The sequence below is a fragment of the Gluconobacter sp. P1D12_c genome, from assembly GCF_018812105.1.
In the GTDB taxonomy this organism is placed as follows: Bacteria; Pseudomonadota; Alphaproteobacteria; order Acetobacterales; family Acetobacteraceae; genus Gluconobacter; species Gluconobacter oxydans_A.
Genome location: NZ_JACSIQ010000010.1, coordinates 77,163 through 97,052 on the forward strand (window position 1 = coordinate 77,163; position 19,890 = coordinate 97,052).

General features: G+C 55.2%; 16 protein-coding genes, 2 tRNA genes and 1 pseudogene. 12 read left to right on the forward strand and 7 right to left on the reverse strand.

The genetic code is table 11. The features are described from left to right. Window positions 1-5: 5 nt before the first annotated feature. Window positions 6-1,439 carry an APC family permease gene (locus tag KP705_RS11995; protein ID WP_215764498.1) on the reverse strand — a complete coding sequence of 478 codons (1,434 nt, stop codon included), beginning with the start codon at window positions 1,437-1,439 and terminating at the stop codon, window positions 6-8. A 92-nt stretch (window positions 1,440-1,531) separates the two neighbouring features. On the opposite strand from KP705_RS11995, the gene glyA reads away from it, so the two are divergent. Then, window positions 1,532-2,836 (forward strand): serine hydroxymethyltransferase, encoded by a 1,305-nt coding sequence (gene glyA / locus KP705_RS12000; protein ID WP_215764499.1) that lies wholly within the window; start codon window positions 1,532-1,534, stop codon window positions 2,834-2,836. On the opposite strand, the gene KP705_RS12005 is transcribed toward glyA, so the two are convergent. Both KP705_RS12005 and argE read right to left on the reverse strand, forming a co-directional pair. Further along, window positions 2,833-3,882 (reverse strand): succinylglutamate desuccinylase/aspartoacylase family protein, encoded by a 1,050-nt coding sequence (locus KP705_RS12005; protein WP_046901633.1) that lies wholly within the window; start codon window positions 3,880-3,882, stop codon window positions 2,833-2,835. The two genes, glyA and KP705_RS12005, sit on opposite strands and share 4 nt — an antisense overlap. After that, a complete protein-coding gene (argE, locus tag KP705_RS12010) occupies window positions 3,879-5,054 on the reverse strand; it encodes an acetylornithine deacetylase (RefSeq protein WP_211514293.1) in 1,176 nt (391 codons plus the stop codon). Before argE ends, KP705_RS12005 begins: the two co-directional genes overlap by 4 nt. Before the next feature lie 169 nt (window positions 5,055-5,223). Between argE and KP705_RS12015 the strand changes: the two genes are divergently transcribed. Further along, window positions 5,224-6,420, forward strand: a complete 1,197-nt coding sequence (locus tag KP705_RS12015; RefSeq protein ID WP_215764500.1) for a glycosyltransferase family 4 protein — start codon at window positions 5,224-5,226, stop codon at window positions 6,418-6,420. Then, the gene (locus KP705_RS21140) at window positions 6,417-7,484 is read left to right on the forward strand and encodes a glycosyltransferase family 4 protein (RefSeq protein ID WP_215764501.1); all 1,068 of its coding nucleotides are present in this window, start codon (window positions 6,417-6,419) and stop codon (window positions 7,482-7,484) included. Before KP705_RS12015 ends, KP705_RS21140 begins: the two co-directional genes overlap by 4 nt. On the opposite strand, the gene KP705_RS12025 is transcribed toward KP705_RS21140, so the two are convergent. Next, on the reverse strand, window positions 7,481-8,719 hold the full coding sequence (locus KP705_RS12025; RefSeq protein ID WP_215764502.1) for a DEAD/DEAH box helicase: 1,239 nt from the start codon (window positions 8,717-8,719) through the stop codon (window positions 7,481-7,483). The two genes, KP705_RS21140 and KP705_RS12025, sit on opposite strands and share 4 nt — an antisense overlap. Here KP705_RS12025 and KP705_RS12030 point away from each other — a divergent pair. The 3 genes from KP705_RS12030 (at window position 8,703) to KP705_RS12040 (ending at window position 12,675) form a co-directional block, all read left to right on the forward strand. After that, on the forward strand, window positions 8,703-9,635 hold the full coding sequence (locus KP705_RS12030) for a mitochondrial fission ELM1 family protein (RefSeq protein ID WP_215764503.1): 933 nt from the start codon (window positions 8,703-8,705) through the stop codon (window positions 9,633-9,635). The genes KP705_RS12025 and KP705_RS12030 overlap by 17 nt on opposite strands. Window positions 9,636-9,646: 11 nt before the next feature. Further along, a complete protein-coding gene (locus tag KP705_RS12035) occupies window positions 9,647-11,521 on the forward strand; it encodes a hypothetical protein (protein WP_215764504.1) in 1,875 nt (624 codons plus the stop codon). Window positions 11,522-11,718: 197 nt separating this feature from the next. Then, complete coding sequence (locus KP705_RS12040) at window positions 11,719-12,675, forward strand: glycosyltransferase family 2 protein (RefSeq protein WP_046901626.1); 957 nt, start codon at window positions 11,719-11,721, stop codon at window positions 12,673-12,675. Between the two features lie 67 nt (window positions 12,676-12,742). On the opposite strand, the gene KP705_RS12045 is transcribed toward KP705_RS12040, so the two are convergent. Beyond that, window positions 12,743-13,882: an acyltransferase gene (locus KP705_RS12045; protein ID WP_215764505.1), complete on the reverse strand. Its 1,140-nt coding sequence runs from the start codon at window positions 13,880-13,882 to the stop codon at window positions 12,743-12,745. Window positions 13,883-14,004: 122 nt separating this feature from the next. On the opposite strand from KP705_RS12045, the gene KP705_RS12050 reads away from it, so the two are divergent. Further along, window positions 14,005-14,079: transfer RNA gene (locus KP705_RS12050), tRNA-Val, on the forward strand. 324 nt (window positions 14,080-14,403) lie between these two features. On the opposite strand, the gene KP705_RS12055 is transcribed toward KP705_RS12050, so the two are convergent. After that, complete coding sequence (locus KP705_RS12055; RefSeq protein ID WP_046901624.1) at window positions 14,404-14,643, reverse strand: hypothetical protein; 240 nt, start codon at window positions 14,641-14,643, stop codon at window positions 14,404-14,406. A 630-nt stretch (window positions 14,644-15,273) separates the two neighbouring features. After that, a complete protein-coding gene (ruvX, locus tag KP705_RS12060; protein WP_046901623.1) occupies window positions 15,274-15,759 on the reverse strand; it encodes a Holliday junction resolvase RuvX in 486 nt (161 codons plus the stop codon). A gap of 67 nt (window positions 15,760-15,826) precedes the next feature. On the opposite strand from ruvX, the gene gatC reads away from it, so the two are divergent. The 5 genes and pseudogenes from gatC to KP705_RS12085 form a co-directional block, all read left to right on the forward strand. Next, window positions 15,827-16,114 (forward strand): Asp-tRNA(Asn)/Glu-tRNA(Gln) amidotransferase subunit GatC, encoded by a 288-nt coding sequence (gatC, locus tag KP705_RS12065; protein ID WP_046901622.1) that lies wholly within the window; start codon window positions 15,827-15,829, stop codon window positions 16,112-16,114. Next, on the forward strand, window positions 16,114-17,601 hold the full coding sequence (gene gatA, locus KP705_RS12070) for an Asp-tRNA(Asn)/Glu-tRNA(Gln) amidotransferase subunit GatA (RefSeq protein ID WP_215764506.1): 1,488 nt from the start codon (window positions 16,114-16,116) through the stop codon (window positions 17,599-17,601). The genes gatC and gatA overlap by 1 nt, the downstream gene beginning before the upstream one ends. Continuing rightward, window positions 17,598-19,055 carry an Asp-tRNA(Asn)/Glu-tRNA(Gln) amidotransferase subunit GatB gene (gatB, locus tag KP705_RS12075; protein WP_099212552.1) on the forward strand — a complete coding sequence of 486 codons (1,458 nt, stop codon included), beginning with the start codon at window positions 17,598-17,600 and terminating at the stop codon, window positions 19,053-19,055. The genes gatA and gatB overlap by 4 nt, the downstream gene beginning before the upstream one ends. A gap of 92 nt (window positions 19,056-19,147) precedes the next feature. Beyond that, window positions 19,148-19,239: transfer RNA gene (locus tag KP705_RS12080), tRNA-Ser, on the forward strand. A 485-nt stretch (window positions 19,240-19,724) separates the two neighbouring features. Then, window positions 19,725-19,886, forward strand: a pseudogene (locus tag KP705_RS12085) (damage-inducible protein); the annotation flags it as partial. Window positions 19,887-19,890 lie beyond the last annotated feature (4 nt).

Consider the following 19,890-nt stretch of genomic DNA (forward strand, 5'->3'; position numbering starts at 1 on the left):
ATTTTCTATCTGGAAAGCAGGCTGTGACGTACTCCGTAACAGAAATAGATCGCTAGCCCGATTACGAGCCACACAACCAGCCGGACCCAGGTCAGCAAATCCAGTGACACCATGACTGCTCCGCAGGACAGCACGCCCAGAATTGGAATGATCGGCCCACCCGGCACGCGAAAAAGGCGTGGTGCCTCTGGCTCCCGCATCCTTAAGAGTGGAACGCCGACGCAGACAATGATGAACGCAAGCAGGGTTCCGATGGAGGTCATGTTGCCCAACTCACCAATCGGCAGCACCGCAGTCAGAACACTTGTCAGGGCAGCAAAGCAAAGATGGGACGTCCAGGGTGTATGCGTGCGCGTGTTCAGCTTCGCGAAGACTTTCGGGAGCAGCCCGTCATGCGACATGGCCAGAAATACACGCGCCTGACCTAGAAGAAGCCCAAACAGGACAGAAACGTATCCTCCTGTAATCCCCAGTTTGACGAGACTGGCGAGCCAGGGGGCACCCGCAGCATCAATCGCTGTTGCAACCGGGCTTGGATCATTCGCCATGACTTTATAGTTTACAACGCCCGTCAGAACCGCCGAGAACACTGCATAAACAACACCACAGATCAGCAGGCTTCCGATAATGCCGACCGGAATATCCCGGGCCGGGTTTTTGCTGTCCTGCGCGGTTGTGGAGACGATATCGAATCCCAGATAGGCAAAGAATGCCATCCCTGCGGCCCGCATTACGCCAGAGAAGCCAAAATGCCCGAAGGTGCCCTCATTCGGCGGAATATACGGATGATAATTTGCCAGCTTGATATGGGGGATACAGAACACCAGCACCAGAGCAATCACCGCCAGCTTTATCACCACAATGACGTTATTCACCGCAGCGGACTGGCTGACACCACGCATCAACAAAGCAGTCACGACCCAGATAGCCAGAACAGCCGGGAAATTGAACCAGGCACTGACCACTGACCCATCCGCGAGTGTCACGGGTGTCATGGGTGTCGCCAGAAGCCGCGGATCAATCGCAATGCCCCAGCCTGAGAGCAGGGAGGACACATAGCCCGACCAGCTCGAGGCCACAGCGGCCGCTCCCACGGTATATTCCAGCACAAGATCCCAGCCGATGATCCAGGCGATCAACTCGCCCATAGACGCATAGGCATAGGAATACGCTGACCCGCCTGACGGGATCATACCAGCCAGTTCGCCGTAACAGAGGCCGGCAAATCCACAGGCGAGGGCGGCAATAAGATAGGACAACGTAACGGCAGGGCCTGCATTCTGGCCTGCGGCAACACCTGTCAGGGAGAACAGGCCGGCACCAATGGTAACACCCACACCGAGTGCAATGAGGTGCCAGGGGCCAAGAACACGTTTCAGGCCTGTATTGTCAGACGCAGCGGAAGACACAGGCTTGGTCCGCCAGAGCGGATTGGTCATGAAAGATCCTCGTTGGAAACACGGATTGTTTTTGCCGACGCGCGCATTCTGCGGTAGTGACGGGGCGAACTCACCCTGGAGAATGGACCACGATGTCGGAACACGCCAGCCAGTCCACGCTGAATCCTTTTTTCCACGCGCCTCTAAAAGAGGCTGATGCCGAAGTTGCCGCAATCCTGAATGACGAACTGACCCGTCAGCAGGATGGTATCGAGCTGATTGCGTCCGAGAACATGGCATCTTTTGCCGTGATGGAAGCGCAGGGCTCTGTTCTGACCAACAAGTACGCTGAAGGCCTTCCTGGCAAGCGCTACTATGGTGGCTGCGTTGACGTGGACCGCGTTGAAACCCTCGCCATCGAACGCCTTAAGAAGCTGTTCGGCGCAGAATTTGCAAATGTGCAGCCGCATTCCGGCGCCAATGCCAATCAGGCAGCCTTCATGGCCATGGCAAAGCCAGGCGACACCATTCTGGGTCTGAGCCTCGCGGCTGGCGGACATCTGACCCACGGTGCGGCTCCGAACTACTCCGGCAAGTGGTTCAACGCCGTTCAGTATGGTGTGCGCGCGCAGGACGGTCTGATCGACTACGATCAGATGGAAGAGCTGGCTCGTGAGCATAAGCCGAAGATCATTGTCGCAGGCAGCTCCGCCTATCCGCGTGTGATCGACTTCCCGCGCTTCCGGAAGATTGCTGACGAAGTTGGCGCTTATCTGATGGTGGACATGGCTCATTTTGCCGGGCTGGTTGCCGCTGGCCTGTATCCAAGCCCGCTACCGTATGCTGACATCGTGACGTCCACGACTCACAAGACACTACGTGGGCCGCGTGGTGGCATCATCCTGACGAACAGCGCTGAGCTCGCCAAGAAGATCAATTCTGCGGTCTTCCCAGGCCTTCAGGGTGGCCCGCTGATGCATGTCATCGCGGGTAAGGCCGTTGCCTTCGGTGAGGCCCTGAAGGACGACTTCCGCGACTACCAGAAGCGCGTTGTGGCCAATGCGAAGGCGCTTGCGGATGAACTTCAGCTACGTGGCTTCGACATCGTGACGGGTGGCACGGATAGCCATCTGGTGCTGGTTGATCTTCGGCCCAAGAAGGTGACGGGCAAGCTTGCGGAAGAAATTCTGGAACGCGCTGGCATCACGGCCAACAAGAACGCCATTCCGTTCGATCCGGAAAAGCCGTTCGTCACGTCTGGCATTCGTCTGGGCAGCCCGGCTGCAACGGCGCGTGGTTTCGGCGAAGACGAGTTCCGCACCATTGCCCGCATGATGGACGAAGTTCTGACGGCAGCTCTGGCAGAGGGCGATGTCAATGACACGACCAACCGTGTCCATGAAGAAGTGAAGGCGCTCTGCCGTCGCTTCCCGATCTATAATCGCGCTTCTGCCTAAGAGTTAAGGTGGACTGCGGTGCGTCTGGCCAGACGCACCGCAAGTTGCCCCTGCTTGGGGCGAAGGTTGGGCACGATGAGCAGACAGTCATCGTATGGCGTACAGATAGCATCGTGGCCATCCCGGGCAATCACCGTTCCTGCTCTTGGAATGCAGGTGTTTCCGACCCAAGGCTCAACAAAACTAAACTCTGCACTTTTTGCCGTGACATTATCCGTCACGACAGCAAGCCTCACTGGCTGCGTTTTATCCTGAGCCACCCCCTGTAGATGCACATTCAGGGCTTCAGCCAGAAAACGACGGCTGACTTTCTCCATGACATCAACAGTCTGGGGCTCCCAATGTAGCCCGGCTTCCAGCAGACAGGATCGCCCGGTACCGCCGACGGCCATAAAGCGTGCATGTTCAATCAGGCGAGAACCGCCATGATGCCCAAGATCTGTCAGGACCAGCGTTGGTAATCCCGCTTCTGAGGCCAAGGCGCAGGCGAGATCACTGGACCGCCGCCTGGGCGGGACAATAAAAAGCGGATTGGATGGCCAGAGTGTCGAGTGAAGGTCCAGCAACAGATCCGCACGCTCGATGAACGGGCGAAGCTCACGTGCGCGCTCCAGTTCATTGGACTGCTCCTCACTGTTCAGACGTGATGGATGCCAAAGTCGGTTGAGATCCTCATCCTTGTAGCGGGAAGCCATCGGAGCGGAGCGATCAAAGCGATCAAAAGCCTTCAAATTGGCAAGAATCAGAGTGACCCGTCCTATTGCAGGAACAGGCGCAGTACGTCGAAGTCTCTCCAGGGCATGACCACCAGCATACTCATTCCCATGCACCATGCCGGTAATCACGACATCCGGGCCATTTCGACCGGATTCAAAAACCATGACACCGGGAACTCCGGATGGAGGACTACTCCAGGCCGAAAGATCTGGTGGATCAAGACAAACGGTCAGTGGAAAAGGCGGACGGCCGCTTCCGGGCAGGTCTTCAGTCAGGCGCGGCTGACGAAGTCGGATCGGATGGTGCCTCTGTCCTGCCTTACAACTCATGCCGCCCCGCTTACTCTCCGTGCAAAATCCCGAATGACCGTTTCACAGCGTTCAAGCTGCTCCTTCGCAATAAACTCGTCCGGACGATGAGCCTGCGCAATATCTCCCGGACCACAGACAATACTCTCCATGGCACCACGCTGGTAGATCCCAGCCTCGGTTCCATAAGACACTTTTCCCGTCGTGTTGCTGCCAGTGATCTGACACGTCAGTTCTGTAAGAAGATGGTCGGCAGCCAAGGCAAGGGGAGGCAGGTCTACCAACAACAGATAGCTGATGCCTCCACCGGGATTGTCTTCTCTCAGACTATCATCCAGCGGAGCGAGGGCCTCACGTAACTTCTCAAACTCTACGGAGCCCTCATCGCCGGGAACATTCCGCCATTCAACGTCGAATTCGGCCTGCTCAGGAATGATATTGAGAATACTGCCACCAGATGCGAGACCAACCTGCATGGTTGTATAAGGCGGCACAAACCCGTCAACACGACGCCCCTCAATTGAAAGCCGGTCAGCTTCATCAGCACAAATGGCGATGGCTCGCCCCATGGCATGCAAGGCATTTTTTCCGCCTTGAGGCAGGGAGGAATGCCCAGGCTTTCCAACCAGTCGGACGCGAACAGCGAAACGCCCTTTATGAGCGATTACGGGCGTCATCATGGTAGGCTCTCCCACCATGCAAAGGGCAGGAAGCAAGTGCGCCTGCTTTATGTCCTCGATCAGGTGTCGTGCACCATCACAGGTAATTTCTTCGTCGCAGGTAAAAAGCAGATGGATGGGCTTAGGGAGATCCATGGCCTTGAAATCGGGGACTGCGGCCAACATGCAGGCGACGTAGCCCTTCATGTCTGCGGCGCCGCGCCCATAGAGGCGGCCGTTTTCCTCCCTGAGAACAAAAGGATCCGAGGACCAGTCCTGACCGTCAACCGGAACACAATCCACATGCCCGGCGAATGCCATTCCCCCAGCTTTTTCTGGACCGATAACGGCATGCAGGTTCCACTTCCCGTCATCTCCACCCGGATACCGGGTAAAAGAGACATTATGGGCGGCCAGATAGCCTTCGATCCATTCGATAATCGAAAGATTTGAATGGCGGCTGGTCGTATCAAACGAGACCAATGCCGCAAGAATCGTCTCTACCCGGGGAGGAATGGTGCGTGGATCGGTCATGGATTGTAGTGTAAGCACGTTCCTGGCCAGTCGCCATAGAGCCTGTAACGGCTTTATGATGCTGATGCTCAAGGCAGGAAACATGTTGTAAAGAAGCAGGTGTGACGGCAACTGATTTTAAACTGAAACAGATTTTTCTCCGTACGAACCACGCCTTGAAGGACATGCCGTGAGCCACCCTGATCTTTCTGTTGCTCACAGGATTTGGCAAAAACTGCCTCAGGAACCGAGACGACGATTTTTTGCATGGGCAACAGCCCTCGTCGCGCCCAGCATCAGCAAGACTTATCCATCCCGTGCTTCCGGCATTATTGTAGCTGGAGAGCTGAGCCGCAGTTCAGGCCTGGGCGAAGGGGCCCGTCTGATGGTGAAGGCTCTGCGCAAGCTGAACATTCCCTGTGCGACCTGGGATATAGACACCCGGCGACTTGAAGGCGATGCAGTCGGGGCAGGCGCACCTCTTGTCATTCACGTCAATGCTCCAATGCTCCCCTCTGTCCTTCTCAGAATGCCGCGCTCTCTTCGGAACGGCCGGAAAGTGATCGGCTATTGGGCATGGGAATTGCCCGTCATTCCAAAAACATGGACTTACGCTCGGCGACATGTTCATGAAATCTGGGTACCGTCCCGCTTTACCGCAGATGCGCTCGCGCCCCTCAACATCCCGGTTCGCGTGGTGGAGCATCCGGTTGGGCTGGCTGGTCAGAAGCCCTCCCAGAAAGACCGAGTAGCATTCAACCTGCCAGATGATGCCCTCATTGTTCTTGTTTCGTTCAATCTTGCCTCCAGCATGGTCCGGAAGAATCCCATCGATACCATTCGGGCCTTTCGTGAAGCGTTCGGCATCCGTCCTGACCGGATTTTACTGCTGAAGATTGGCCATACAGAGAACTACCCAGGTGATATGGCCGCCATTCAGGCAGCGATCGGCGGGGCTCCCAATATTCGTCTCGATACTGCGCATTACAGCAGCGAAGACACGCTGGCGCTCATGGCTTGCGCTGATATTATTCTTTCCCTTCACAGGAGCGAAGGGTTCGGACTGGTCGTGGCGGAAGCCATGGCGTTGGGGCGCTGCGTCGTAGCCACGGACTGGTCTGCAACGGCGGAGTTCATGGATACTTCATGCGGGCTTCCAGTCGCCTACAGTCTGTCTCCCGCCCGTGATCCTCGGGGCGTTCTCGACATGCCGCAAACCAGTTGGGCCAGCCCTGACGTTCAATCCGCGGCACAGGCATTACGAGAAGCCGCTGATAATTCTGCTCTTCGGGAACGCCTGGGAAATGCCGCCATGAAGCGTGTGGAAGATCGACTGAACGGTCAGAGCCTTCTGCAAGCGGTACAGGCGTCAGGAGTTCAGGGGTGACAGCCAGGAAAGTTTTTGTCTGGCAGTGGGGGAAACGGGGCGCGGGGCCGCGAATCGCGGTGGACCTTGCCAATGGGCTTGCGGCTCTTCCCCGAACCAGTGTTCAGCTCTCGCTTTCCGACCAAGCGGAAATCCTTCATAGCCATCACGCTCCTGCGAATGTCCTGACATTCAGGACGTATCGCTCTGCGTTCGGGTTGTTCTGCAAATTCCTGCAGGCACCGGTGATTATTACACGTCTTTTCATGGCCATTCTGGGCAACAAACCCGATATCGCCATCTGTGCAATGCCAGGGCCGCTTGATGTTCTCATGGCGCATGCTCTGCGGCGGGCCGGAGTACCGGTCATCACGATCATTCACGATGCCCGAGCACATCCGGGAGACGGCTACCCGTTACAGATGTTTCTTCAACGCATTCTGATCAGGCAGTCATCCAGCTTGGTCACCTTTAGCCAGCACGTCGCCAAGACACTGTCAGGCGATGCATCGTGTCAGGGAAAAAGAATCCTGTCGCTTTCCCATCCACCATTTATCGGGACGAACGCCGCTCCGCCTTTCAGCCATCAGGGAAAACCCAAGCTGCTGATGTTCGGACGTCTTCTGCCCTATAAGGGACTGGACCTGTTGGCTGCGGCACTCCCGCAGGTTGATGTTCCTATCGAATGTCGCGTTATCGGGCAGGGGCCCGATAGCCCTGAACTAGCCGAGCTTCAGAAGATCAACGGAGTTCAGGTCGAAAATCGATGGGTTCCAGAAAATGAGCTGTCACAGCTGATTGGCTGGGCGGACGTATTGCTGCTTCCCTATCGGGAAGCCTCTCAAAGTGGCGTGGGCGCAATGGCCGCAGCAGGAGGGCGTTATATCGTCGCGACGAATGTGGGTGGCCTCACGGAGCAGTTCGCTGACAATTCACAGGCGGTACTATGTGAGCCGGAGCCGGCAGCTATCGCACAGGCAATCACCGGCCTGCTGAAGAACCCTCCACCAATCCTCCCAGTTCCTGACAGCACACTGGCCTGGCAGGAGCTGGGCAGAAATATTCTGGACCGCTATCTCCCTTAAGTGTCGAGGGCGTCTTCTGTTGCGATCCGAATGCGATAGCCAATGTGCTTTTCAATATCGCGCAGGAACAGACGCTCATCACTGTTGATGAGAGAGAACGCAGCGCCCTTCTTGCCCGCACGGGCCGTCCGGCCAATGCGGTGAACATAGGATTCAGGCGTTTCCGGCATGTCCATGTTGATGACAAGATCAACATCGGAGATGTCCAGCCCCCGTGAGGCGATGTCCGTGGTGACCAACACAGGCACGCGGCCCTGTCGAAACAGATCCAAAGCCTTGTTTCTGGCGCCCTGTGTCCGATCACCGTGCAGGGTTTCCGCCCTGATCTCATGACGGCGAAGCACCTTTGCCATCAGATCGACATTCACTTTTGTGCGGGCAAAAACCATGCTGCGGCCCGGAAATCTCTCCAGAATACGTGCAACAGTTTCAGGCTTGTCGTCTTTTTCCACAAACATCGCGCGCTGGCGGATTTTCTTTGGCGTGAAGGTTTCAGCAGCAACATCCACGCGTACCGGATCACGCGTTACACGCTTGGCCAGAGCCATAACCGGCTCCGGCAACGTAGCAGAGCAGAAGACGGTTTGAGGCGGTACATCGGGGAAATACGGTGTCAGCGCCGTCATGCTCTCGGAAAAATCTTCATCCAGAAGGCGATCAGCCTCATCCAGCACGAGGTAGGTCAAATACTCCAGAACCAGTTCACCCTGCATCACCAGGTCCAGCAGTCGCCCATGCGTGGCCACAATAATGTCAACGCCATCGCGGATCGTGCGCAGCTGCTGATCACGTGGTGTTCCACCGCAGATCACACGCGTTTTCAAAGACAGGCGCCGCCCTAACTGACGGCAGACTGCCGCAGTCTGCGCGGCCAGCTCCCGTGTGGGTTCAAGAATTAAAGCGCGTGGGCCCGGCGCAGCTTCCCCTTCATTCAGCTTCTGCAACATGGGGAGCACGAAAGCAGCAGTTTTGCCACTTCCTGTCTGGGATGCGACAAGCACGTCGCGCCCGGCCAGAAGCGGCGGGATGGCCTGAGACTGGATCGCGCTCGGGCGTTTGTGCCCAACCTGCTCCAGCGTGGCCAGAAGAGGGGGAATCAGTCCAAACTCGGCAAAACCGTCAGAATTGGAAATGGAAGGTGTTTCAGGCATCGTCATATCCGCTTCTTGCCAAATTTCTTCCGTTTCGGGAAATAGCGTCTTTTTTCGGAGTCCAACCATGAAGGCCACGATCATCGCCGAAGACTTCGCCGGGATGCGTGCGCAAGGTGCCGGTCTCGCGGAGAAAGCAGGAATGGACTGGGACTTTCAACCCGTTCTGATCCGTAAACCCTGGAACCATATTCCGGCCCGATACTGGCCGTCCCCTTTAAAGCGCATTGCCCCCATCACCATAGCGCCTGACACAAAACTGATCATCAGTATTGGTGGAACGGGAGGCATTGCAGGGGCAGCAGTTGCCAAACGGGAAGGGTTGCCCGTGGTGCAGATTCAGAATCCCCGAACTGACCTCACAAAATTTAATCTTATTGTTGCCAACAGCCATGACGGCATTAATGGCCCGAATATTTTGATCTCTCGCAATGCATTACACCCCGTCACGCCCCAGAAGCTGGATTATGCCCGTGCATTATGGGCTGATCGTCTGAAACATGACGAGCGGCCTTTGCTTGCCATTCTGGTCGGCGGCACAAACGGGCGCTTTTCTCTTGGGGCGGCGGAAGCAGTCAAAATGGCAGAAGGACTGATCGCTTTCGTGAACCGGAATGGAATGCAGGCTGTCCTGACCCCTTCACGCCGGACGGACCCAGCCGCTCTTGCCGTGCTGAAAGAAAAGCTTGTTCCAGCCAGTATCCGCATTCTTGAAGGGCAGGGAGATAACAATCCTTATTTCGGGATGCTCGCCTGCGCAGATATGATTGCCGTGACTACAGACAGTGTCTCCATGATTTCTGAAGCTGCAGCTACGACTGCACCGGTGATGGTTCTTCCGCTTCCGGGCAAGTCAGCGCGCATTGGCAGGTTTGTGCAAACCCTTGAGGAAGCAGGGCGCGTCCGCATATTCAACTCGACCTTGACATCATGGTCTGTCCAGCCGCTTGACGACACCCCCACTGTGGCGAGAGAAATGCGCCGACGACTGAAGCTCTGAAAGGGCCCTCTATGCTCGATATCCGCACTTTCGGTCCACAGGGTGGAAACGTGCTCTACAAGGCGCTGGCCCACCCGCTGGCAGCCGAGGCGCTGACGCGCATGGAGAAGGCTTTCGCCGGGCAGACAATCGTCATTTACGACCCCGAAGACACCGTCCGAACGCTAGTTGCCCTTTATCCGGGACTGAAACCTTCTGTCGTTCTGGTTCATGATACCGAGCAGGTTGGCCAACCCGACGGCTTTGGTGGAACGAAGCAAGCCCTTTTGGCACTACCCGACACTGAGGCAGATATCATTCTGGCGCTCTCGTTCGATGACGCCAAGATGCGCGGTCGTCTGGGCAAGCTCCTGAACGGGCGCACATTGCACACTCTCGCCCCGGCACGCCTGCCCGATGATATGATCGTCCGTGGTCGCCCCTATCTCGACAAGCTTAATTTCGCGACGAATTTTGCTTTTTTCCGGGATGACGATCAGTTTTCCACACGGATCGTGACAGCCAACTACTGGTCCAATTATGGCTCGCAGGATCTGCGGTACTGGCTACGTCTTTATGACCAGTCCGGGCAGGTCATCGCTCAGTGGGAGCAGCCTGTTACCCAGTCTGGTGCAGGCATTACGATCGATAGCGCCCAAATACGTGACCGTTTTAGCCTGCCACCGTTTATGGGGCAGCTTTTCATTCATGTGATCGGCGCGCGCGGGCATGACGTCGTCAAGTACGCGCTGGATGTCTGGGGCAGGAACGGTGACCCAAGCCTGTCCGTCACACATGACGCCAATGCTTGGCCCTCTGTCCGTTATGCCACGCTACCCGCTCCGGAAGCAGATGAGACCCTTACCGTCTGGGTCCAGAACAGCCATGCCACCACGATCCCGGCGGGAGGCATTACCTTTAACCCCATGGGCGTGGAAGAACATCGTGGCGTTGATCGGACGATCGGCCCGTTTGAGACAGTCGCGGTCGATGTCGGAAAGATCTTTCCCGAACTCGCATGGCCTGCCCAGCTCGAAATGCGCGCAGGACGTCATCTGGTTCGCCCGCGCTATGAAATAACGCAGCGTGGACGCACACGCATTGCACACCTGAATGTCGAGCGGGACAATATCCGCCCGGACCAAGCCATCAGGAATTTTGCACCGTCCTTAGGCCGAGGTTTTCTGCTGCCTTTTCCCATTCTGGACCCTGCAAAATTTGAAAGCTTTATCCAACCAAACCCCATGTCCGAAGCACTGGAAACGCTTCCTGTACGGCTGGATATTTTCGATGATGCCGGGCAGCTGATAGGCTCCCACTTCCTTGGAAATCTTCCCCGCAACCACTCAACAGCCATTGCCTTGCATGACCTGACAGACCGGCCAGGGCATGCAGATCTGGTATATGACTTCCGAGACGGAGGGGAAGCTGACGGCTGGCTTCATGCGCTCATGCGCTATCGCAACCGAGAGACCGATCATGCGGCAGAAACCAGCTTTGGGGCCCACATCTTTAACACACTCATGACATGGCGTTCCGAGCCGCAATCCTATTCTGGTCCACCGCCGGGCCTGACAACGCGTCTCTTCCTTAAGCTTGGCCATGATCATCTGCGTAGTTTCTGTTGCCTGATTCATCCCGCCTCAATCGAGGGGACGGATGAATCCGAAACGGTTCTGCTGCTTCATGCCGCTGACGGCACCCTGGTGGCCGAGACGGGTATCCGCATCCAGCCATCAGGCTCCTACATGGTTCGTCCCCATGAGCTTTTTGAGAGCGCCCATCTGGAGCGAGCCGGTGTCGGTGGATATATCCTGATCCGCGATCTCACATGCCGCCTGTTCGGGTACCATGGCCTTGAAAACGGGGAAGGCGGCTTCTCCCTCGATCATATGTTTGGCTTCTAAACCTTTCAGGCCTCTTGTTGAGGAATGGGTTATTACCCTTTCTTCAACAGGAAGTGCGGCAGTTTTCGCTAGCTGACGAAACCATGTCCGTCCGCAGTGAATCCACGAGCTTCCATCGGCCTTTGAATTTTACGCAGAATAAATTTATACTTCTGTAAGACGACATTTCACACATTCTGAATATTGGTCCCATCTCAATGCTTTCCAACGCTCATCTCTCTTCTTCTCGCACGGTTGTTCTTGTGCCCTGCTATAATGAAGAGGTGACCATTCAGAAGGTTGTGCAGGATTTTCGTGCAGCACTGCCGAGCGCAGATATTTACGTTTACGATAACAACTCGACAGATCGCACAAAAGAAGTCGCCAAAGCTGCGGGAGCAATTGTCCGTACGGAACGGATGAAAGGGAAGGGACACGTTATCCGCCGGATGTTCGCGGATATTGAGGCAGACTATTATATCCTGGTTGATGGTGACGCCACCTATGAGGCTGCTGCAGCACCCGGCATGCTCCATGCCGCCATGTCAGAAGGTCTGGACATGGTAAACGGTGCACGCGTAACAGACCGCGAAGCTGCGTATCGACGCGGACATGTGTTGGGCAACAAGGTACTGACAGGGCTGGTAACGCTCGTCTTCGGCCGTCGCCTCAGTGACATGCTCTCAGGTTATCGCGTGTTTTCCCGGCGCTTCGTAAAATCTTTTCCCGCTCTTTCTGCCGGCTTTGAAACCGAGACCGAATTCACGGTCCACGCCCTCGAACTCGGCATGCCAATTGGGGAAATTCCAACGGCTTATATCGAGCGCCCGCCCGGTTCAGCATCCAAGCTGCGCACCTACTCAGACGGACTGCTAATCCTGAGAACCATCATCAATCTGGTGAAGCAGGAACGCCCGTTGATGTTCTTTGCAGCGCTCTCACTATTTTTCACCCTTGTCGGTCTGATCCTCGGGATTCCTGTCGTGGTGACCTACCTCAACACAGGGCTCGTCCCACGCCTTCCCACAGCACTCCTTGCCACAGGCAGTATGATCCTTGCGGCGCTCTCACTGGTTTGCGGCCTGATCCTGGACAGCATCACACTGGGTCGACGCGAGTTAAAGCGTATGCATTACCTGTCACTGGCCGCACCGCCCTTGCTGGAAGAACAGTAAAAATAGCGTTCTGAGACAACTCACTGCGCGCGTTCCGAAAAGAAGCATCTGAGCCGGAGGCGGACTATTAGCATCTCACCTCCGGCTGAACCGAACTTGTCACTGGGCTTTTTTGATAGATCCGGGACGTCAACGCTCGATCAAGAAGCCGGGTAACGGGCTTGGCAAAGAGCCGCGAGACAGCTTCGCCCAGCCCCCAGATCACGATCAGGCAGACTGGATAGACAGTCCATCCATTGCTTTGCGGCCAATGATTATGCCTCCAGACCCGAACAGCCGCCATGACAACAAACATGTGGGTGAGATAAACCTCATATGACAGTTGCCCCATTCTACGGATCCACCAACTCCATCGACCACCTTCAAATGAACGCCAGCCACAGGCCAAAACCAGCATGGCAATGCCTCCATAAAGGACGGCAAACCAGCCGTCAGACAGCAGATGCCACCATGATAACGGACCGAACATCTCTGACAGCATCATCAGCAAACCAACGCCCCCCATCGCAACAGGCCAGCTTCCGTTAGGACGATACCGCGCTGCCACGATTGCCATGACAACACCCAGCGCAATGGTTCCCAAACCGGTCAGGGTAGCCTGCTCTCGCCAGATTTCATTGCCCTGAAGCGTTGCCTGATACACGGGCGCCGTTACAGCCAGGAGGAGAAGGCCGCCCACACGCAACCGCACATTCAATCGGCAGAGGAACGGGAACAGCAGATAGAAAAGCTCTTCAATCGACAGGGACCAAAGGATCGTCCAGCCTGCAACACTCCAACCATGCTGGGCCTGCCACACGTTAAAATACAGCCCGAAAGCTGCCATTGCCGCGCCTAGGAAGCTCTGACCCGGCTTTGAGAAGCGATAATCCTCGAAACCCACATAGTCGAGCACTCCCAGAACGCTCACAAGCAACACGAGGCAGGGAAGGATACGAATGGCGCGATGAATGAGGAACCTGACCGGCTGTATCCGATCCAAAGCACCGAAGGTCTGCGTAATTCTGGACGCAATCAGAAAGCCGGACAAAACGAAGAAAATGCTGACAGCCTCACCGCCATTATAGTTCAGGCCCACCAGGAACCAACGCGGCAGAAAGCTGGCCAACTCCGTATGAGAGAGGGGAATGCGTATTCCAATGTGATTACTGATCACAAAAAGGATTGCTGCTCCTCGCAGACAATCCAAAGCTGCATTCCGTTTCATTGTCGTTCCCAGTCAGACAAAATGTTTCTGACGGCGCAATGAGTTCAAACAAAGGCGATGGCATGGCCAAAAAATCGTCTTGTCAGACTGTATCGCCACTGTTAAAAGCCCGCTCAACGAATGGGCGCGTAGCTCAGCGGTAGAGCACTGCCTTCACACGGCAGGGGTCACAGGTTCAATCCCTGTCGCGCCCACCATTCGAATTCATTGAAAATATAGGTTTTCTTTGGCAACAATTTCAAAGAACCGTGCAATTGGTCCACGTTGACAAAAGACCTAATCGAGAGCCTGTTTATCAGGGTATCGTGGCTTTATAATCAGAGACCAGTCCCTCTGGTCAGAATAAATCTAAGGGCATCCCTGACTGTCACGTCGGACATGGATTTTGCTCGTAAAGCCGCCGCGTGACCGACCAAAAGCTTCCGTATGAACCCTCTTTTACGTCCGTGCCTTATGAATAGGCACAGAAAAGGACCGCGCTGCAAAAAGCGGCGCGGCCGCAGCCCCTTCATAAGAGGCGCTTATTCTCCGTCAGTGGCTTCGTCTTCTTCACCGTCGTCGAAATACACTTCTTCAACGGTGATCACCAATGATTCATTCTCGCTCAGCAGATCGGCGACAGCGTTTGCTTCGTCCTCATCTTCATAGAGCTCTGAGTCGCCCGGATCAGAAACCCACTTTTCCGTAGGATTCCAGAATTCATCTTCACCGTTTTCGAGTTCACGGCGAATTAGGTAGCCAGCAATTTCTTCATCAGCCATTTTGGGGCCCTCCTGTGAGGAAAAAAGCTTATTTGAAAACAGTATCAATTGCCACAGCCCGAAAAACAGGATAATTTTGGTCCGAATTAAGGAAGGACCGAGTTCATGTCTGACCCTTCATTGAAAAAAGATGTGTTGAATGATCGGATAAGCATTTCCCTGCACGCGGCAATGCTCGAAGTGTGTACGCGACATTCAGATCTGATGATTTTCCGAGAAAAACATCAAACACAAATAAATTTTTCATGGAAAGAATCGTCTCGGAACACAGTTTTGACGATAAACATTCCATCAGAAATAATTAATATAAAAAATATTTACCCTTAGATGGATTTATTACCGAATTTCAATCAAATGGAATTTTACTTTCAATAACTATTGAAATTAATATTTATTCACACAAAAATATAATTTTCTCGCCTTGGACGAGGCAATATCGTACTGTTCAAGTATGACCGACCGAACAAACATCGATGATACCGAAGACGAAATTGCTCTTGAAGCGACGGAGGAGGGAGAATCTCTGCTCTCCACCATTATGCTTCCAGTCTGCATTTTTGTTGGGATTGCAATTCTGGTGCTTATGGTTGGTCTAAATTTCATATAATTCAGACCAACCAGAGACATTTTTCACAAAAATGTCTTTTCAGAGCTGCTCTTCGTCGCATCAAGCCAGCCTTGCAGCATGTAGGCGGCTGCCATTTTGTCCACGACTTCAGCGCGTCGCCCACGCGTCATATCAGCGTCCTGAATAAGGAAGCGGTTGACCGCACTGGATGAGAGCCGCTCATCCCATAGACACGCCGGAATACCCAACCGCTCGGAAAGAGCTGTCGTCCAGTCCGACGCAGCGCGTGCTGCGGGACCAAAAGATCCATCCAATGACAGGGGCAGACCGACCACCAGCGCCCCAACGTTCTGGCGCTTTGTAATCTCTGCCAGCTCCTTGGCATTTTCTCCCAATTTCCGCCGTTTCAACCCCATGAATGGCGAGGCGAGCATGAGGGAAACGTCTGTCAGGGCAACGCCGATCGTCTTCGATCCAGGGTCCAGCCCAAGGATACGCTGATCAGTTTGAAGAACATTACGGAGGTCTTGTGGATTGAACAGGGACATAACCCGGCGTTATGATCTGTCTGACGGCTGAAAAGCTACCATAATTTCCTCTTTTTCAGGAATGTTCATGTCGCTCGACGCGAAAACGGTCACGCGCATCGCCAGATTGGCGAGAATTGGTCTCGAACCGGGGGAGGTAGACTCTCTCGGGAAGGACATGGGTTCCATCATCAATTGGGTGGAACAGCTTAACGAAGTGGACGTCACAGATGTCCCTCCCATGATTGGCACAGGCCTCGCCACGCCACGCCTGCGGGAAGACCGCGTCACGGACGGCAATCGCCGCGATGACGTGCTGTCAAACGCTCCGGACCGTGAAGGTCCGTTCTACACGGTTCCGAAGGTGGTCGAATAATGTCCGGCATGCACGATTTTACGCTGGCTTCTGCCCGGGATGCCCTTAAGGCTCGCAAGATTTCCGCGGTTGAACTGACGAACGCCCACCTGGATGCCATCGAGCGTCTGGATGGTCGCCTCAACAGTTTCATCACCCGTACGCCCGATCAGGCTCGCGTAGCAGCCCAGGCTGCGGACGACGTTCTGGCGAAAGATGAGGGCGGCGCACTGACCGGCATTCCGCTCGGCATCAAGGATCTGTTCTGCACGACCGGCGTCCGCACGACGGCGGCCAGCAAGATTCTCGGCAATTTTGTTCCGCCTTACGAAAGCACGGTGACGTCCAATCTCCTTCGTGACGGCGCCGTGTTCCTTGGCAAGCTGAACCTCGATGAATTCGCTATGGGTTCCGCCAATCTGAACTCAGCCTTCGGCCCGGTAGAAAACCCTTGGAAGCGCAATGGCTCTGACGCCAAGCTGGTTCCGGGCGGTTCTTCCGGTGGCTCTGCCGCTGCCGTAGCCGCAGGTCTGGTGCTGGGCGCGACCGGTACGGATACGGGTGGCTCCATTCGCCAGCCGGCTGCCTTCACAGGGATTGCCGGTATCAAGCCGACCTACGGCCGCTGCTCCCGTTTCGGCACGATCGCTTTCGCAAGCTCGCTGGATCAGGCTGGCCCGATGGCCCGCAACCTTCAGGATTGCGCAATCCTGCTGGAATCCATGGCTGGGTTCGACGAGCGGGATTCCACAAGCGTCAACACCCCTGTTCCAAACTACGAAGCAGCGCTGACGCGAGGGGTCAAAGGCCTGCGCGTTGGTATTCCCAAGGAATATCATGCCCCGGGCATGCCAGCCGAAATCGAGGCACTCTGGCAGCAGGGTATCAACTGGCTGAAGGCCGCGGGCGCAGAAGTGGTGGAAGTGTCTCTTCCGCACACGAAGTACGGCCTTCCAACTTACTACATCGCAGCTCTCGCAGAGGCATCTTCAAACCTTGCCCGCTATGACGGCGTGCGTTTCGGCGAACGTGTAAAGGGGGATTCCCTTGATGCACTGTACGAAGCCACCCGTGCCGCGGGTTTTGGTGAAGAAGTGAAGCGCCGTATCCTGATCGGCACGCATGTTCTGTCGTCGGGTTATTACGATGCCTATTACCTACGCGCGCAGAAGGTCCGTACGCTGATCCAGCGGGACTTCCTGAATGCCTTCGAGAAGGTGGATTTCCTTCTGACGCCAACGGCGCCGTCCAGTGCATTCGCCCAAGACGAAAAGCCGACAGATCCGGTGCAGATGTACCTGAATGACATCTTCACTGTTCCAGCCAGCATGGCAGGCGTTCCTGCACTCTCTGTTCCAGCCGGTCTGGACGCACAGGGCGTTCCGCTCGGCCTTCAGCTCATTGGCAAGTTCTTTGACGAAGAAACACTGATCGCAGCAGGACACGTCATCGAACAGGCAGCGTCCTTCACCCACAGACCCGCCATCCATGCAGGAGTGTCGGCATGAGCTATCGTATCACCGGCAATACCGGCGAATGGGAAATTGTCGTGGGGCTGGAAGTTCATGCCCAGGTCATCAGCCAAGCGAAGCTGTTCTCTGGCGCCTCCGCCTCTTACGGCGGCGAGCCAAATACGCATGTCAGCCTGATTGACGCGGGTTTCCCGGGGATGCTCCCGGTTCTGAACCAGGAATGCGTTGCGCAGGCAGTGCGTACCGGCCTTGGCCTGAACGCGCAGATCAATCTTTTCAGCCGCTTTGATCGCAAGAACTACTTCTATGCCGATCTCCCCACTGGCTATCAGATCAGCCAGTTTGCTCATCCCATCGTGGGTGAGGGCAAGGTGCTGGTTGATCTTGCGGATGGAAGCACACGTGAAATTGGCGTGACGCGCCTTCATCTGGAACAGGACGCAGGCAAGTCCATCCATGATCAGGACCCAACGCGTTCCTTCATTGACCTGAACCGTGCGGGCGTCGCCCTCATGGAAATCGTGAGTGAGCCAGACATCCGCTCACCGGAAGAAGCCGGAGCCTACCTGCGGAAGCTCCGTCAGATCCTACGTTATATCGATACCTGCGATGGCAACATGGAAGAAGGTTCCATGCGCGCTGACGTCAACGTGTCCGTGCGCAAGCCGGGCGAGGAGGGATATCGGACCCGCTGCGAGATCAAGAACGTCAACTCGATCCGCTATGTCATGCAGTCGATTGAAGTTGAAGCTCAGCGTCAAATCGAAATCTGGGAAGCGGGTGGTGAAGTCGATCAGGAAACGCGCCTGTTCGATCATGTCCGCAGCGAAACACGCTCGCTTCGGTCCAAAGAAGACGCGCACGATTACCGTTACTTCCCGGACCCGGATCTTCTTCCGCTCATCATCGAGCAGTCCTGGGTTGACGAACTAGAAGCTGCCCTTCCCGAACTGCCAGAAGCCAAGCGGGACCGCCTGGAGCGGGAATACGGCGTCAGTCGCTATGAAGCGAGTGTCCTCACCGCAGAGCAGGCTGTTGCAGACTTCTACGAGACCGTTGCCAAAGGTGCTGATGCGCGCCTTGCCACCAACTGGATGCTCGGAGACTTCTTTGCTGCCCTGAACCGCACTGGTCGCTCAATTGAAGACAGTCCGGTCAGTGCAGAAGGACTTCGTGAGCTGTTAAGCCTGATCTCGGATTCGACCATCAACGGCAAGATTGCGAAGGAAGTCCTTGAAGACATGGTAGAAACCGGCGAATCGGCTTCTGCTATTGTTGAGCGGAAAGGTCTTCGTCAGGTGACGGACACAGGCGCCATCGAAAGCTCCATCCGCGACATCCTAGCAGCAAATGCGGATAAGGTTGCTGAATTCAAATCCGGCAAGGACAAGCTTTTCGGCTTCTTTGTTGGCCAGACGATGAAGGCCATGAAGGGTAAAGGGAACCCTGCTCTGGTGAATGAAACCTTGAAAAAGCTTCTTTCCGAATGAGATAAAAAAATTGTTCTTAAGGGGTTTGACGGCGAGGCCGTTCCCCCTTAAGAACGCCTTCACGAAAGCAGTATAAAAATTGCTTTCCACGCGGAGGGGTGGCCGAGAGGCTGAAGGCGGCGGATTGCTAATCCGTTATACGATGTAAGTCGTATCGTGGGTTCGAATCCCATCCCCTCCGCCAATTACTTAAAGATCAAATAAAATCATTTAATTATACCTTCATACCGGTAATAGCCCGCTACCATGTCGGTAGTCCTTCCATGACCCAGAAGGCGCTACAGGATGATGATATGCATGACTCGGGGTAGACAGGTAGGCCTCACATGATCTGTGCATCTGTCTATTCTACGTGATCGCCGCGCAGATGCTGGAAAAATCTTGACAACCAACACAAGCATCCAGCAGGAAGCTATCCGGGCAAAACCCTTAATGCCATGCATTTTATTCAGGGGCCGCAAGTAGAAGAATTTTTCTTCGACAGCAGGATTGGAAAACCTATTAGTTCAGGTCCTTACAGCACTTTTGTGAGCTAATTTAGAGCGCGAGCTGAAAAAAACATCCTACCTGTCGGGTGCAAATTGGCATTAACTTGCGCAATCATATAAGAACAAAATATGAACATATAGTCTTGAAATTCTGCCAGATAAGGGGCGACGGACCTGTGCAATGAGTGCTTCTTCCGACATGAAGCCAGCCCTAGAGACGTTGCGTGCTGCCATCAGCCGTCTGGAAGGTGTTCTGCCTTTTGGCGTGAGGGAGATCGACAGTCGTCTGCCAGGGGGAGGACTCGCGCTGGGGGCTCTCCATGAAGTGGCCGGTGGCGGGAATGGAC